The following is a 14,860-nucleotide window of genomic DNA, read 5'->3' on the forward strand; positions in this document are numbered from 1 at the left end:
GATGCCCATCCCCACCCGCGCCGCCGTCGTCGAGTCCGGCGGGGCGCCGTTCACCCTCGCCGACGTCCAGCTCGACGAACCCGGCCCCCACGAGGCCGTCGTCCGGATGGTGGCCGCCGGCCTGTGCCACACGGACCTCGGTGTGGCGAGCGGCGGACTGCCCTTCCCGCTGCCCGGAGTCCTCGGCCACGAAGGCGCCGGTGTCGTCGAGACGGTCGGTTCGGCCGTCACCGGTGTCGCGCCGGGCGACCACGTCGTGCTGTCCTTCACGTCGTGCGGCGCGTGCGGCAACTGCCGCGGCGGCCACCCGGCGTACTGCGCCACCTGGCTGCCGTTGAACCTCATCGGCGGCCGCCGGGCCGACGGCAGCAGCACCATCAGCCGGGACGGCGAGGAACTGGGCGGCCACTTCTTCGGCCAGTCGTCCTTCGCCGAGAAGGCGCTGGTCGACGAGCGCAGCCTCGTCAACGTCGACCCCGAGGTGCCGCTCGCGTCCCTCGCCCCGCTCGGCTGCGGTGTGCAGACCGGTGTCGGCGCCGTGTGGAACGTGCTCAGGCCCCGCACCGGTGCCACCGTCGTCGTCCTCGGCGCCGGAGCGGTCGGCCTGTCCGCGGTGATGGCCGCCGCCCTCACCCCGGCCACCACGATCGTCGCCGTCGACCGCGTCGCCGAACGCCTGTCCCTGGCAACGGAGTTGGGTGCCACCCACACCGTCGACGCCGGTGAGCGCGACCTCGGTGAGGCCCTCGCCGAGATCACCGGCGGCCGTGGTGCGGACGGCGTCGTGGAGACCACCGGCAACGTCGGCGTGCTGCGCCGGGGCGTCGACGCGCTCGGCGCCCGCGGCACGCTGGTCGTCGTCGGCGCCCCGCCGTTCGGCACCGAGGTCTCCCTCGACGTCAACGGGTTGCTCGGCGGCAAGCGGATCGTCGGGCTCACGCTCGGCGACGCCGAGACCCAGTCCTTCATCCCCGCCCTGGTCGACCTGGTCAAGGCGGGCCGGCTGCCGCTGCACCGCCTGGTCAGCGCCTATCCGTTCGCGGACATCGACCAGGCGGTGCGGGACATGGGCACGGGCAAGGCGATCAAGCCCGTGCTCACCTTCTGACCTCCTGGGTCAGTCCGTCAGCAGGACCAGCTTCCCGGTGGTCCGGCCGGTGTCACCGAGCGCATGGGCCTCGGCGGCATCGGCCAGCGGGAAGGTGCCGGCGATCGCGGGGCGCAGCTTCCCCGCCTCCACCAGCTCCGCGATCGCCTTCATCCCGCTGTGGGAGGCGTCCACCAGCATGCGCAGCGCCCTCACACCGAGCCGTTCGGCCTCCTCGAAGAACTCCGAGGACCCGACCGGCAGGATCGACACCACGATCCCGCCCGGCCGCAGCACCCGCAGCGAGCGCACGGACGTGTCGTCGCCGAGGGTGTCCAGGACGACGTCGACGTCCTTGACGGCGTCGGTGAAGTCCGTCTCCCGGTAGTCGATCGCCTCGTCCACACCGATCCCGCGCAGGAACTCGTGCTTGCCCGCGCTCGCCGTGCCGATCACGTAGGCGCCCCGCGCCTTGGCGATCTGCACCGCCACGTGCCCGACCCCGCCGGCCGCCGCGTGGATCAGCACCCGCTGCCCCGGCTGCACGTCGGCGTACTCCACCAGCGCCTGCCACGCGGTCAGCGAGACCAGCGGCAGCGCGCCCGCCTCGGTGTGGTCGATCGAGGCCGGCTTGTGCACGAAGGTGCGCGCCGGGGCCGTCACGTACTCGGCGTGCGAGCCGTGGCCGTACGGGTAGGACAGCATGCCGAAGACCTCGTCCCCGGGCTGGAACCGGGCGACGCCGATGCCGACGGCCTCGACCACACCGGAGACGTCCCAGCCGAGGACGAAGGGCGGCTGACCCAGGAAGCCGCCGGTGGCGCGGTGCTTCCAGTCGGTGGGGTTGACCCCGGCCGCCCGTACCCGGACCAGTACCTCGTTGGCGCGCGGCTCGGGCCGCTCCGCCTCGGTCTCCTTCAGGACCTCGGGGCCGCCGAGGACGTTCTGGCTGATGACTCGCATGGTGTTCACAGTGCTCATGGTGATCCAGCGTGCCGGGCTCCGCCCCCCCGGAAAATGGCATGATTGCCAACCTTCGATAGAATCGTGCCATGCGTGAGAAACGGCGGGTCGAGCGAGTCGTGGTCCTGGCACTGGAGGGCGTCTACCCCTTCGAGCTGGGCATCCCCAGCCGGATCTTCGGCGCCGCCGACGGGCACTACGAAGTCCTGACGTGCAGCGTCGACGGCCGACCGGTGCGCAGCAACGCGGACTTCACGATCGGGGTCCAGTACGGACCGGAGATCCTCGCCACGGCCGACACCGTGGTCGTCGCCTCCATGACTCCGGCGCACATCCCCGCCGAGCTGCCGGCCGAACTCGCCGCCGCTCTCGCGCTGATCCGCCCGGACGCCCGGATCGTGTCGATCTGCACGGCCGCCTTCGTCCTCGCCGCGGCGGGCCTGCTCGACGGCCGCAGGGCCACCACGCACTGGCAGGTCACCGACGCTTTCCGGCGCCTGTATCCCCAGGTCGACCTGGACCCGGACGTCCTGTTCGTCCACGACGGCCGCATCCTCACCTCCGCCGGCGCGGCCTCCGGCGTGGACGTGTGCCTGCACATCGTCCGCACCGACCACGGCAGCGAGCTGGCCAACGCGGTGGCCCGGCGCTGTGTCGTGCCGCCCTTCCGGGACGGCGGCCAGGCCCAGTACATCGAGCAGCCGGTCCCGCAGAGCGGCGCCGCGAGCACCGCCGCCACCCGCGCCTGGGCTCTGGAGCGCCTCGCCGAGCCCCTCGCGCTGACCGACCTCGCCGCCCACGCCCGGATGAGCCTGCGCACCTTCGCCCGCCGCTTCCACGACGAGGTGGGCCTGAGCCCCGGCCGCTGGCTGATCCAGCAGCGCGTGGCCCGTGCCCGCCATCTGCTGGAGTCCAGCGACCTCTCGGTGGACCAGATCGCCGGCGAGGTCGGCTTCGCCACCGGCGCCTCCCTGCGCCAGCACCTGCACGCGGCGATCGGCGTGTCCCCGCAGGCCTACCGACGCACCTTCCAGGCGGCCGCACGCTGAGCCGGCCGCCGCCGGGGTGGGCCGTCCGGCGGAACTCCCGGACGGCCGTGCGCTGAAACGGCCACTGCCCGCGCGAGCCGTCCGGCGGATCTGCCAGGAGACCGCGGGCCGATCCGGGCACTGCCCGCTCCAGCCGTCTGGCGATCTGTCGGGAGACGGCGGGCCGAACCGGGCACTGCCCGCGCGAGCCGTCCGGCGATCTGCCAGGAGACCGCGCGCCGAGCCGGTCGTCTCCGCTCCGTCCGCCGGCGGACCTCCATCCCGTCCCGCGCCGGACCGAACGTTTTCCGCACCCCGCGCGTCGGAGGTGCGTGACGGTGGTCGGTGAGGCAGGGGTGGGGATGCGCGGAGGCCGGGCGGTGGCGCTGTCGGCGCTGATGGCGGTGGCGGCCGTGGGCTGCGGCACCGGGACCGGGGAGGACGTGGTCGTCGAGGGCACGGCACCGCCGACGCCCTACAGCGGGCCGCTGTACATCCCCGGCAAGGCCTGGGACGAGGAGAAGGACGACCGGTCCGCACTCGTCGACACCGGCGCCGCGGCCCGGGCCCTGGAGTGCGACTGGGAGATCTACGCGGCCGGTGGCGGCGAGCGGTGGAGCGAGGGCGACGGGGGCGAGACGCCCGAGGAGGGACTGGAGGCGTACTTCGAGATCGAGCAGCCCGAGGTGCCGCACGCCGGTTACCGCGTGGAGCGGGCGGAGGGCGGCCGTGTCCTGTTCTCCCTCGACGTCGACGGCCGGACCAAGGTGGCCGTGATCGTCGCCAAGGACCGTGCGCACCGGCCTGGTTGGGGCCCGGAGACCAGCGCCTCCTGCGACCCGGCCGAATTCCCGGCGAGCTTCACCGACGCCAAGGAGTACGAGGTCTGGACCGACCGCGCCGGCAAGCGGGTGCCGGTCAGCATCGTCAGCAGCTCGGTCGGCCCCGCCCACTGCGACTGGCAGGACGCGCACTTCCTGAGCACGGGCGAGGGCAGGGACGGCAGGCACTACGCCCGCGACCCGAAGGGAGTCCTCGGCGACGACATGCTCGAGGCCCCCTACGACGGTGGCGTCACCCTGCCCGCCGATGCCGAGGACACCGGATACCGGCTGGGGGACCGGCAGTTGTGGTTCACGGCCGACAAGGAGACGGCGTACGTGCGCACGTCCGACGGCGTGGAGGCCTGGCCGCGGGTCAAGGAGGGCTGGGGGTGCGCCTGAGCCGTCAGCGGCTGGCGTGCAGGGCGACCAGCAACTGCCAGACCTGGTCGGCGATGTCACCGGGACCGCCGTCCAGCAGTCCGTGCAGCCAGTCGGCCAGCACACCGGCGAACGTGGCGGCGACCGCGGAGGCGACCAGGGGGGCGTCGGCGGCACCCGCCAGTTCGCGCTCCCGCAGGCTGTAGGCCCGCAGATCCCGGTGCAGGACCCGACCCAGCGGGCCACCGCCACCCGGACTCAACAGGGCCCGGTACAGCGCCGCGTGGGGAGCGAGCGAGGCGAAGAACTCCGGCAGGGCGGGCGGCGCGTGCACCGGGTCGGGCCGCCCGCGCCAGGCGTGCAGCGCCTCCACGGCCTCGCGTACGACGTCCGCGCAGGCGTCGACCGCGAGCGCCTCCAGACCGTCGTAGTGGACGTAGAACGTGGCCCGTCCGACTCCCGCCCGCCGTACCAGCGCGGCCACGCCGACCTCCCCCAGCGGGCGTTCGGAGCACTCCACGAGCAGGGCCTCGCGCAGCCGCGCACGGGTGCGCGCCGCACGAGGGTCCTCCGGCGCGGCGCGGGTCACCGGGCCAGCAGGACCGCGCCCAGGGCGAGCGCACCGGGGAGGGCCTGAGCGGCGAGGATGCGGACGTTGGCGGTGACCGCGCCGTACACGCCCGCGACGATCACGCAGGACAGGAAGAACACCTGGGCGCGGAAGCCCGTCGGGTCGGCGGCGATCAGACCCCAGACCAGGCCGGCGGCGAGGAAGCCGTTGTAGAGGCCCTGGTTGGCCGCCATCGCCGCGGTGGCCCTGGCCATCTCCCGGTCGAAGCCGTGGAAGGACATCCCCGGCTTCTTCTGCCACAGGAACATCTCCATCACCAGGATGTACACGTGCAGCGCGGCCACCAGGCCCACCAGCACGTTCGCGACCGTTTCCATGCTCTCCCTCGGTTCCCTCTTCGTGGACAGGTGTCCACTATAGCTGGACAGGTGTCCATGAGGTCGACGTCGGCGTTAGCCTTCTGGGATGACTGATCAGGATGTGATCGTGCGGCGGGCCCGCATCGAGGACATACCGGGACTCGTCGCCTCCAGTGCGAGCCTCTTCGCCGAGGACGGCGGCACCCGGGACGCGACCCTCAACGTCGACTGGCCACGCAAGCACGGGGAGGCGGCGTTCACGGCCGCGCTCGAGGACCCGGCGCGCCTGGTCCTCGTCGTGGATCAGGGGACGCGTGTGGTGGGACATCTGACGGGGGCGGTGACGAGGCCCACGGAGCGGCGGCTGGTCACATCGGCGACCCTGCTCAGCATGTACGTCCGTCCCGAGCACCGGCGAGCCCGGGCCGGGACGGCGCTGGTGGGGGAGTTCCTCGCCTGGGCCCGCCGGGAGGGCGCCGAGGAGGTCGAGGTGACGGCGTACTCGGCCAACACCGACGCGATCCGCTTCTACGAACGGAACGGCTTCACTCCGCAGACGGTGACGCTGCGGCAGACGCTCTGAAGCGGCGCGGAAGGAGAAGCGGCACAGAAGAGGGGCCAAAAAAGAAAGGGCAAGAGGAGTACTCACTCCCTTGCCATGTTCAATGTATAGCGCACCCAGGGGCTTGCGGCAAGGCCCCCACCGTGGCGCACAATCTCCGGCCTAGGCCAGGAACCAGGCAGAACGGGGAGCCACGACGTGCGGGTGTCGTTGTCGACGGACGGGTCGCGCGGGGACGTCCAGCCGCTCGCGGGACTCGCGGTGCCGACGTGTGCGCCCGGCGTCCGGGACGTCGCCGCCGTGCACAGGTGGCCGACCGCGGTATCGGTGCCGCAGTGGACGGCCCAGCGCCGATCTCCGGGTCCTCCCGGCCGTCCTCGCCCCCGAGACCCGGGCCCGTGCCCGGGACCTCGCCGACACCGTGCGCACCGACGGCGTGACTCGGGGCGCCGGGCTGTTGCTTGACATCATCGACCCGGACGGGCCGCCGGTGTCCGTGTGAACCACGCGGGAGCCGCGAGCCCGTCCCCCGCACCCCTGCCATGTCCCCCATGGCCGCACCCCACCTCACAGCGGAGCTGATTACTTGAACACCCTGCCCACCAGCGCCTTCGACCTCCCCGAGCGCCTCTCCGCCAAGGCCGACCCGGCGTTGATCGCCGACGACGAGCGGCACTTCCAGGCGCTCGCGGAGTGTCTGGAGCAGTCGATCGCAGAGGTGTCCGAGCAGCTCGACGCCGCCCGCAGGGCACCCGGCGGCATGGGCCGGCACGCGATGGACCGCGACACCGAGATCCACCGGCTGACCGCGCGTCTGCGCACTCTGCGCCGCTTCGGTCTCGACCTGTGCCTCGGCCACATGGTCGGCGCCGACGGCTCCGAGCCCCTCTACATCGGGCGGCTCGGCCTCACCGACAGCTCGGGCCGCCGACTGCTGGTCGACTGGCGCTCACCCGCGGCCGAGCCGTTCTTCGGCGCCACCCACGGCAACCCGATGGGGTTGGCCAGCCGTCGCCGCTACCGCTGGGCCGGCGGCCGGATCAGCGACTACTGGGACGAGGTGTTCACCGCCGACGGCCTCGAACACCGCGCCGCGCTCGACGACCAGTCCGCCTTCATCGCCAGCCTCGGCACCAACCGCTCACCCCGTATGCGGGACGTCCTCGGCACCATCCAGGCCGACCAGGACGCCATCATCCGCGCCGGATCACGCGGCGCCCTCGTCGTCGACGGCGGCCCGGGCACCGGCAAGACCGTCGTCGCCCTGCACCGCTCCGCCTACCTCCTGCACTCCGACCCCCGCCTCGGTCACCGACGCGGCGGCGTGCTCTTCGTCGGCCCGCACCGGCCCTATCTGTCGTACGTCTCCGACGTCCTGCCCAGCCTCGGCGAGGAGGGCGTGCAGACCTGCATCGTGCGGGACCTCGTCGCCGAAGGGGCCACCGCCGGGATCGAGGCCGATCCGGAGGTGGCCCGGCTGAAGTCGTCCGCGCGGCTGGTGGGGGCGATCGATAAGGCCGTCAGGTTCTACGAGGAGCCGCCCGCCAAGGGCATGACGGTCACGACCCACTGGTCCGACATCCCGCTGAGCGCCGACGAGTGGGCGGTGGCGTTCGACGCGGCGGAACCCGGCACCGCGCACAACGAGGCGCGCGACCAGGTCTGGGAGGAACTGCTCACCATCCTGATGGACAAGCACGAGGGCGACGTGTCGCCCGACCTGCTCCGCAAGTCGCTGCGGCAGAACAGGGAGCTGCGCACCGCTTTCAACCGCGCCTGGCCGCTGCTCGAAGCGACCGACCTCGTCGGAGACCTGTGGACGGTCCCCGCCTACCTGCGGATGTGCGCTCCCTGGCTCACCCCCGACGAGGTGCGCACGCTCCAGCGGGCGGAGGCCCAGGCCTGGACGGTGTCCGACCTGCCGTTCCTGGACGCGGCCCGGCAGCGGCTCGGGGACCCGGAGACGGCCCGGCGCCAGGTCCGGCACAAGACCGCCCTCGCCGCCCAGCGGGAGCAGATGACCCGGGTCGTCGACACCCTGATCGAGGCCGTCTCCAACTCGGGCGCCGACGGGGACGACGGCGAGGGCCTGGTGACGATGTTGCGGGGCGAGGACGCCAAGGTCAGCCTGGTCGACGAGTCCGAACTGGTCACCGCCGACCCGGACCTGCTGGCCGGCCCGTTCGCGCACGTCGTCGTCGACGAGGCCCAGGAACTGACCGACGCCGAGTGGCAGATGCTGCTGCTGCGCTGCCCGTCGCGGAGTTTCACCATCGTCGGGGACCGCGCCCAGGCCCGGCACGGGTTCACCGAGTCGTGGCGGGAGCGGCTGGAGCGGGTCGGGTTCGACCGGATCGAGCTGACGTCCCTGAGCATCAACTACCGGACGCCGGAGGAGATCATGGCCGAGGCCGAGCCGGTGATCCGGGCCGTGCTCCCGGACGCCAACGTGCCGACCTCCATCCGCAGCGGTGGTGTCCCGGTACGCCACGGATCGGTCGCCGAGCTGGAGTCCGTCCTCGACACCTGGCTCGCCGAGAACACCGACGGGACCGCCTGTGTCATCGGGGACCCCGCGTTCCGAGACGGTGCGCGCGTGCGCTCGCTCACCCCGGAGCTGTCGAAGGGCCTGGAGTTCGACCTGGTCGTCCTGGTGGACCCCGAGAAGTTCGGCGAGGGCATCGAGGGCGCGGTCGAACACTACGTGGCGATGACGCGGGCCACCCGCCAACTCGTCGTGCTCACCAGCTGACGCCGGCCCCCGCGCCCTCACCCCGAGGGCGCGGGCCGCGTCGTCCCTGGCCGGCAACGCCGGTGTCCACGCGCCACAATGACCGCGTCCGTCAACACCGTCCCGCCAGGAGGCCGTCCACCGATGACCCAGCCACCCGCCCGCTCCGCCGAGCAGCGCAAGCAGGACACCTTGAAGCGTCTGGAGCACGACGAGGACGTGTGGGTGGCCACCGCGGACGCCGACGGGGGAGTGCCGTTCCTCGTCCCCCTGTCCTTCCTCTGGGACGGCTCGACCCTGCTGCTGTCCACCCCGGCCGGCAGTCCGACCGGCCGGAACCTGAAGGCGACCGGCCGCACCCGCCTCGGCCTCGGTCCCACCCGGGACGTCGTGATGATCGACGGCATCGTCGAGACGTACACGCCCGCCGAACTGGGCGCGGAGGAGGCCGACCGCTTCGCCGCCGCCACCGGCTTCGAACCGCGTGAACTCGCCACGCCCTACCTGTACTTCCGGGTCCGGCCGACCCGCGTACAGGCTTGGCGGGAGGCCAACGAACTCGCCGGGCGGGAACTGATGCGCGACGGCGAGTGGTTGGTCGCCGACTGAACCGGGCGGTTCGGGATATCCGCAAGGTACAGGGTGGCGGCCGCAGGAGCGCCCCGCGCCCCGGACCGTTCGGAGGAGACATGGCACTGGTGAAAGCGGGCTTCGTCGTGCTCGACTGCGCCGAGCCGGAGAAGCTCGCCGCGTTCTACGTGGAGCTGCTGGAGGGGGAGCAGACCGACGCGAGCGCCAACCGCGTGGAGATCCTCGGCGCCGAGGGAACCCGGCTGGCGTTCCGCCGGGACATGAACGCCACGCCGCCGAGCTGGCCACGCCCCGAGAACTCCCTCCAGGCCCACCTCGACTTTCTCGTGGAGGACCTGGACGAGGTGGAGCGCAAGGTCATCGGACTCGGTGGGCGCCCGCTGGAGACGAAGGACGTCTCGGGCCCGTTCGAGGAGCGCGGGTACGCCGACCCGGCCGGCCACTCCTTCACCGTGCGCTGCGCCTCTTCCACGGCGCCCAAGCAGGGCTGACGGCGCCCAAACAGGGCTGAGACACACACGAGCGGGCCGGCGGAATTTCTTCCGCCGGCCCGCTCGCTGTCCGTCCGCAGGGACGGGCGGTCCGGTCAGTCCCGGCCGCCGCTGTCGTCGGTCGGCCAGACCCCCGTGGACCGTTCGATGGCCTTCGCGCCCGTGCGGTCCACGGCGCTGCGCACGACCGCGAAGATGGCGCCCTGCACGGCCGCGGCGATCAGGATCTCCGCCCAGCCGCGATCCCGGTCCAGCGCGTCGGGCGCGTCGTCCTCGTGCCGGACCACCTTCCACGTCTTCTGGAACGCGAGCCCCGCCAGCCAACCGCTCGACCAGCCCAGCAGGAACCCGACGGGCTTGTAGGCGAGGGGAAGCTTGAGCTTCTTCTTCTTGGCCATGTATCTCTCTCCTTCGTTGCTTACCGCGGTCCCTGTGCGGGGACGCGTTCGTCGGCGGGCGGCGGCCCCGGAGGTGTCCCGTCGCCGAACGGCCGGCCGCCCAGCTCCTCACGGTGGTGCGCGCTCAGCCAGCCCGCCAGGTCCGGTCCGAGCGGCACGATGCCGGTCGGGTTGATGCCGGAGTGCACCTGGTAGTAGTGGCGTTTGATGTGGTCGAAGTCGACCGTGTCACCGAAGCCGGGCGTCTGATAGAGGTCGCGGGCGTACCCCCACAGCACCTGGTTCTCCGTCAGCTTCCAGCGGTTGCACTTGAAGTGGCCGTGGTAGACGGCGTCGAAGCGGACCAGGGTGGTGAACAGCCGGATGTCCGCCTCGGTGATCGTCTCGCCGACCAGATAGCGCTGCCGGGCCAGCCTGGGCGTCAGCAGCTCCAGGCGCCGGAAGACGCCCGCGCACGCTTCCTCGTACTCCTTCTGCTCGGTGGCGAAACCCGCCCGGTACACGCCGTTGTTGACGTCCTCGTAGACGTCCGCCATCACCGAGTCGATCTCGTCGCGCAGCGGCTCGGGATACAGGTCCGGTGCGCCGTCCCGGTGCAGGGCCGTCCACTCGGTGGCGAGGTCCAGGGTGAGCTGCTGGTAGTCGTTGGTGACCAGCTCACCGCTGGGCACGTCCACGAGCGCGGGCACGCTGACCCCACCCGGGTGACCGGGTTCACGCCGTTCGTAGGCCTCGCTGAGGTAGCGGATGCCGAGGACCGGGTCGCGGCCGTCCGGGTCGAGGGTGAAGCGCCAGCTGCGGTCGTCCTGGATCGGGTCGGCGACGGCCAGCGACAGGGCGTCCTCCAGCCCGAGCAGCCGCCTGGACACCAGGGCGCGGCTCGCCCACGGGCAGGCCCGGCTGACGACCAGCCGGTAGCGGCCGGCCTCCACCGGCCAGCCGTCGCGGCCGTCCGCGGTGACACGGTCGGCGAAATGGGCCTTGGACCGCTGGAACGTCTTGTGCCCGTACGCGCGGTTGCCCTCCATGCTGCCTCCTGTCCTCAAGTGCCCTGCACACCGCGTTCCCAGATTTCGGCGTGTGAGCCTTCTTGGCCGGGGCAGTCGGCGGAGGTGAGCGGGACAGACAACGAGAACACGGCGGATCGACGTACACGCATCACCGTGCTGGTGGCTCTGGCGGCCAACCTGGTGATCGCGGTGGCCAAGGCGGTAGGAGGGCTCCTCGCCCACTCGCCGGCGCTGCTGTCGGAGGCGGCCCACTCCGTCGCCGACAGCCTCAACGAGGTCTTCCTCCTGGCCGCGCTGCGCCGCAGCAGGCGCCCCGCAGACGGACGCCATCCCTTCGGCTACGGCAAGGAGCGCTACTTCTGGTCCCTGCTCGCCGCCGTCGGGATCTTCGTCATGGGTGGCTGCTTCTCCTTCTTCCAGGGGCTCGAGGCCCTCAGGGGCGGCGCGGAGGAGGAGCTCAGCGGCTATGTCGCGGGTCTGGTCGTGCTGGGCGTCGCCCTCGTCGCCGAGGGCGCGTCGCTGGTGCGGGCGCTCTACCAGATGCGCCGGCAGGGCGGCACCGGTGAGGGTCTGCGCGACCCGGCGCTGCGTACGGTGATCGCCGAGGACGGCACGGCGGTGCTCGGTGTGACCCTCGCCATGATCGGCATGGCCCTGCACATGGTCACCGGGCAGGTCGTGTGGGAGGCGTCCGCGTCCCTGGCGATCGGGGTGCTCCTGGTCCTCGTCGCCTACCGGCTGGGCCGTGAGGCACGCGACCAGCTGATCGGCGCGGCGGCCGACCCCGAGACCAGCGGGCGGATCCGGGCGCTGCTGGCGGCGCAGCCCGAGATCGACAGCGTGGAGGCGCTGTTCACGATGCAGACGGGGTTGAAGTCGTGCCTGGTGGCGGCCCGGGTCGATCTGGTGCCGGGCCTCGACAGCGAACGGGTGGAGGAGGTCGCCGTCCGGATCAAGCGGTCGGTCGCCGGCACGTTCCCCGAGGCGGACCAGATCTTCCTGGACATCACCGACCGGCCTGCCGGCGAGGCAGCGGAAAGCCCCGCCGCGACGGGGGAACGCGGCGGGGCCTGAGCCTCAGGTGCCCGGCACACAGGGCTTCATGCGTCCCCGGCCGAGAATTTTTTCCTGGCCGGGGACGCGATGCCGTGTCAGTGCTTGTCGACCGGTTCGAGCACGAAGACGGGGATCTCCCGGTCGGTCTTCTCCTGGTACTCCGCGTAGGCCGGATAGGCCGCCACCGCACGCTCCCACCAGGCGGCCTTCTCCTCGCCGGTGACCTCACGGGCGGTCATGTCCCACTTGTCAGGCCCGTCCTGGAGTTCCACCCGGGGGTCGGCCTTGACGTTGTGGTACCAGACCGGGTGCTTCGGCGCCCCGCCCAGCGAGGCGACAGCGGCGTACCGGCCGTCGTGCTCGACCCGCATCAGCGGCGTCTTGCGGAGCTTGCCGCTCTTGGCACCCCGGGTGGTCAGGAGGATGACGGGCATCCCCGTGTCCAGCAGAGTGGTCCCCTCGGTGCCGCCGGAGCTCTCGTACAGCTCCACCTGCTCGCGCACCCACTCCGTCGGACTCGGCTCGTACTCGCCCTCAAGTGGCATGGAATCCGTCCCATCGTCGTCGTACGGCTTGCTGACACCGTCCTACAACACCGGCGCGTGCAGGATTCATCCGTTCCGCGGCCCGGATCCGGACGGGCCATGACCTCGGAGGTAATCGCCCCGGCGGCCCCGCCGGGACACAGTGGAACCCGGCCGAGGGAAAGGACCCACGATGACCACCACAGCCGCCGCGACCACCCGTGCCGTGACCGAGGAACTGCTCCGGCGCATCGGCGAGGGCGACCCGGAGCGGATCGCCGAGCTGTACGCCGACCGGGCCGACTGGAAGCTGAACTGGCCGGAGGACGAGCACGACCGCCCCGCCACCCCCTGGATCCGGCACCGCTCGACCCGGGCCGACGCCGCCGCGCACTACCGCGAACTGGCCGCCCATCACGTCCCCGGGCAGGCGGACACCCGGATCGAGCGCGTCCTCGTCGACGGCGCCGACGCGGTGGTCCTCGGCGAGATCCGGCAGACCGCGCAGGCGACCGGGCGTCCCTATCGCGCCAGGTTCGCCCTGCACCTGACCGTCGAGGACGGCAGAATCGTCCGCCACCACGTCTACGAGGACTCCCTCGCGGTCGCCCGCGCCTTCACGCCGTGATCCGTACGGCCGGGGCCGTGTCGCCGACCAGACCGCAGGTGACACCGGCGGCACGTCGTCCGCACGGCCACGGGGGCGTGGCGCCGACCAGAGACCTCGTCCGTATCGGTGCGGCGAGGGCCGCGACGCCGTTCATGCGACATCCGTACGGCAGGTCCCGCTCGCCCCGACCACGTCGTCGCGTACGGGCCCGCCCTGATCACCCCGGCCACATCATGCGTACCGCCAGGACCGTGATCACGGCGCTGGACAGCACGGCCGTCACCAGGCGCCCGCGTCGGCCGGTCAGCACGCGGCCGAGCAGCGCCCCGCCTCCGGCCAGCAGCACCTGCCAGCTCGCGGAGGCGAGGAAGGCCGCCCCGACGAACACGCCCTGCTCCAACGGCTGGACCGGGTCGGTGGCGCGGGTGCCGAGGACCAGGGCCGCGAAGTAGATCACGGTGGTCGGGTTGAGCAGGGTGATCCCGAGCAGCGCCAGATAGGCCCGGGCGGGGCTCGGCGGCGGCGGGTCGGCGCGTGCGGCGAGCCGGCGGGCACGGTACCGGCGTACGGCCGTGACCGCGCCGTGTGCCGCCAGCGCGAGCAGCACCACGGCGGAGGCCCAGCGCAGGGGTCCGAGCACGGGGCGCAGCGCGGCGGCGAGGGCGGAGCCCCCGAGCGTGGCCGCCAGGGCGTAGAGCCCGTCGGCGGTGGCGACGCCCAGAGCGGCGCAGACACCCGTCCGCAGGGACGTGCGGGCGGTCAGGGAGACGAGGTAGGTCGCGACCGCCCCGACGGGTACGGCGATGCCGTATCCGGCGAGCAGCCCCGCGACGAGCGCGGCGGTCACGAGGTGGGAGGCGTCGGTCCCCACGGTCGGCCGGACTGCTGCTGGAACCGCGCCGGACGGACGGCGGCGGTCAGCGGCAGGGGCGAGACGAAGGTAGGCATGGCCGGATTGTGGGGGCGGCCGGTCGGGGCCGACAACCGAATTACGCCGGCAACCGCACCCGGGGGCGACGACCGACGCCCGAGCCCCGGGGTCGCCGGGCCTCGCGTCGTGCTGTCGGTCTTCGGCCGGATCGGCGACCAGCGTCACGCCCCGTCACGGTCGGGAGGCGGCCACCAGTGCCTTCGCCGCCTCCCGTGCCTCCGCCGCGGGTCGGGTGCTGCCGGTGATGCCCGCGGTGACCATGGCGCCCTCGGCCAGCAGGTACAGCTGTCCGGTGAGGGCGTTCGGCAGCCCCGCGGCAGCCACGAGGCCGTCGAGGTAGGCCCTGAACGCCCGCTTGTGCGACCGGACTTGAGTGGCGACCCGGTCCGAGGTCGCGCCGAGCTCGCCGTAGGAATTGATCCACGCGCAGCCGCGGAAGCCGTCCTCGGCGAACCACCCCTCCAGCCAGTCGAAGACGGTGAGCAGCCGCTGTACGGGATCCGTGTTCCGCTCCACGTGCTCCGCGAGCCGCCCCCGCCAGCGGACGTCGCGCCGTTCCAGGTAGGCCTCCACCAACTGCTCCTTCGCCGGGAAGAGTTGGTAGAGCCGCTTGAGCGACACCCCGGACGCGCCGCGAATGTCGTCCATGCCCACGGACTGGACGCCGCGGCCGTAGAACAGCTCCTCGGCGGCGTCCAGTGCCCGTTCCCGGGCGGTGTCGCTGTCCATGGCGGGGTCACTCCTTG

18 protein-coding genes are annotated in these 14,860 nt (G+C 72.5%); 9 read left to right on the top strand and 9 right to left on the bottom strand.

The genetic code is table 11. The features are described 5' to 3' along the window. The first annotated feature begins 1 nt into the window (after position 1). Positions 2-1,108, top strand: coding sequence for an NAD(P)-dependent alcohol dehydrogenase (locus tag ACH41F_RS13880; protein WP_398835307.1), 1,107 nt, complete (start codon positions 2-4; stop codon positions 1,106-1,108). A gap of 9 nt (positions 1,109-1,117) precedes the next feature. Here ACH41F_RS13880 and ACH41F_RS13885 read toward each other — a convergent pair whose 3' ends face one another. Next, on the bottom strand, positions 1,118-2,068 hold the full coding sequence (locus ACH41F_RS13885; RefSeq protein WP_398835310.1) for an NADP-dependent oxidoreductase: 951 nt from the start codon (positions 2,066-2,068) through the stop codon (positions 1,118-1,120). Positions 2,069-2,139: 71 nt separating this feature from the next. Between ACH41F_RS13885 and ACH41F_RS13890 the strand changes: the two genes are divergently transcribed. Beyond that, positions 2,140-3,099 carry a helix-turn-helix domain-containing protein gene (locus ACH41F_RS13890; protein ID WP_391238399.1) on the top strand — a complete coding sequence of 320 codons (960 nt, stop codon included), beginning with the start codon at positions 2,140-2,142 and terminating at the stop codon, positions 3,097-3,099. 341 nt (positions 3,100-3,440) lie between these two features. Next, positions 3,441-4,301: a hypothetical protein gene (locus ACH41F_RS13895; protein ID WP_391238396.1), complete on the top strand. Its 861-nt coding sequence runs from the start codon at positions 3,441-3,443 to the stop codon at positions 4,299-4,301. A gap of 4 nt (positions 4,302-4,305) precedes the next feature. Here ACH41F_RS13895 and ACH41F_RS13900 read toward each other — a convergent pair whose 3' ends face one another. Further along, the gene (locus tag ACH41F_RS13900; protein WP_391238393.1) at positions 4,306-4,869 is read right to left on the bottom strand and encodes a TetR family transcriptional regulator; all 564 of its coding nucleotides are present in this window, start codon (positions 4,867-4,869) and stop codon (positions 4,306-4,308) included. Continuing rightward, positions 4,866-5,228, bottom strand: coding sequence for a DUF1304 family protein (locus tag ACH41F_RS13905; RefSeq protein WP_391238391.1), 363 nt, complete (start codon positions 5,226-5,228; stop codon positions 4,866-4,868). Before ACH41F_RS13905 ends, ACH41F_RS13900 begins: the two co-directional genes overlap by 4 nt. 88 nt (positions 5,229-5,316) lie before the next feature. Between ACH41F_RS13905 and ACH41F_RS13910 the strand changes: the two genes are divergently transcribed. From ACH41F_RS13910 to ACH41F_RS13925, 4 genes are all read left to right on the top strand, one after another. Further along, entirely contained in the window at positions 5,317-5,793 is a 477-nt protein-coding gene (locus ACH41F_RS13910; RefSeq protein ID WP_398835313.1) for a GNAT family N-acetyltransferase, read from the top strand. Between the two features lie 565 nt (positions 5,794-6,358). Next, positions 6,359-8,524: an RNA polymerase recycling motor ATPase HelR gene (gene helR / locus ACH41F_RS13915; protein ID WP_398835316.1), complete on the top strand. Its 2,166-nt coding sequence runs from the start codon at positions 6,359-6,361 to the stop codon at positions 8,522-8,524. A gap of 123 nt (positions 8,525-8,647) precedes the next feature. Then, positions 8,648-9,112: a pyridoxamine 5'-phosphate oxidase family protein gene (locus ACH41F_RS13920; protein ID WP_398835318.1), complete on the top strand. Its 465-nt coding sequence runs from the start codon at positions 8,648-8,650 to the stop codon at positions 9,110-9,112. A gap of 80 nt (positions 9,113-9,192) precedes the next feature. Then, entirely contained in the window at positions 9,193-9,585 is a 393-nt protein-coding gene (locus tag ACH41F_RS13925; RefSeq protein ID WP_391238376.1) for a VOC family protein, read from the top strand. A gap of 95 nt (positions 9,586-9,680) precedes the next feature. Here ACH41F_RS13925 and ACH41F_RS13930 read toward each other — a convergent pair whose 3' ends face one another. Beyond that, on the bottom strand, positions 9,681-9,983 hold the full coding sequence (locus ACH41F_RS13930) for a DUF4235 domain-containing protein (RefSeq protein WP_391238373.1): 303 nt from the start codon (positions 9,981-9,983) through the stop codon (positions 9,681-9,683). Positions 9,984-10,003: 20 nt separating this feature from the next. Then, the gene (locus tag ACH41F_RS13935) at positions 10,004-11,011 is read right to left on the bottom strand and encodes a glutathione S-transferase C-terminal domain-containing protein (protein ID WP_391238371.1); all 1,008 of its coding nucleotides are present in this window, start codon (positions 11,009-11,011) and stop codon (positions 10,004-10,006) included. 84 nt (positions 11,012-11,095) lie between these two features. On the opposite strand from ACH41F_RS13935, the gene ACH41F_RS13940 reads away from it, so the two are divergent. Further along, a complete protein-coding gene (locus tag ACH41F_RS13940; protein ID WP_391238368.1) occupies positions 11,096-12,067 on the top strand; it encodes a cation diffusion facilitator family transporter in 972 nt (323 codons plus the stop codon). A 77-nt stretch (positions 12,068-12,144) separates the two neighbouring features. Here ACH41F_RS13940 and ACH41F_RS13945 read toward each other — a convergent pair whose 3' ends face one another. Further along, positions 12,145-12,594: a nitroreductase/quinone reductase family protein gene (locus ACH41F_RS13945; RefSeq protein ID WP_391238366.1), complete on the bottom strand. Its 450-nt coding sequence runs from the start codon at positions 12,592-12,594 to the stop codon at positions 12,145-12,147. 172 nt (positions 12,595-12,766) lie between these two features. Between ACH41F_RS13945 and ACH41F_RS13950 the strand changes: the two genes are divergently transcribed. Further along, positions 12,767-13,201, top strand: coding sequence for a nuclear transport factor 2 family protein (locus tag ACH41F_RS13950; RefSeq protein ID WP_398835322.1), 435 nt, complete (start codon positions 12,767-12,769; stop codon positions 13,199-13,201). On the opposite strand, the gene ACH41F_RS13955 is transcribed toward ACH41F_RS13950, so the two are convergent. The 3 genes from ACH41F_RS13955 to ACH41F_RS13965 form a co-directional block, all read right to left on the bottom strand. Beyond that, positions 13,191-13,337: a hypothetical protein gene (locus ACH41F_RS13955; protein WP_398835325.1), complete on the bottom strand. Its 147-nt coding sequence runs from the start codon at positions 13,335-13,337 to the stop codon at positions 13,191-13,193. The two genes, ACH41F_RS13950 and ACH41F_RS13955, sit on opposite strands and share 11 nt — an antisense overlap. A gap of 63 nt (positions 13,338-13,400) precedes the next feature. Next, on the bottom strand, positions 13,401-14,030 hold the full coding sequence (locus ACH41F_RS13960; protein ID WP_391238985.1) for a LysE family transporter: 630 nt from the start codon (positions 14,028-14,030) through the stop codon (positions 13,401-13,403). Positions 14,031-14,285: 255 nt separating this feature from the next. Next, positions 14,286-14,843 carry a TetR/AcrR family transcriptional regulator gene (locus ACH41F_RS13965; RefSeq protein ID WP_398835327.1) on the bottom strand — a complete coding sequence of 186 codons (558 nt, stop codon included), beginning with the start codon at positions 14,841-14,843 and terminating at the stop codon, positions 14,286-14,288. Positions 14,844-14,860 lie beyond the last annotated feature (17 nt).

Source organism: Streptomyces sp. NPDC020489 (assembly GCF_044386545.1).
Taxonomy (GTDB): domain Bacteria; phylum Actinomycetota; class Actinomycetes; order Streptomycetales; family Streptomycetaceae; genus Streptomyces.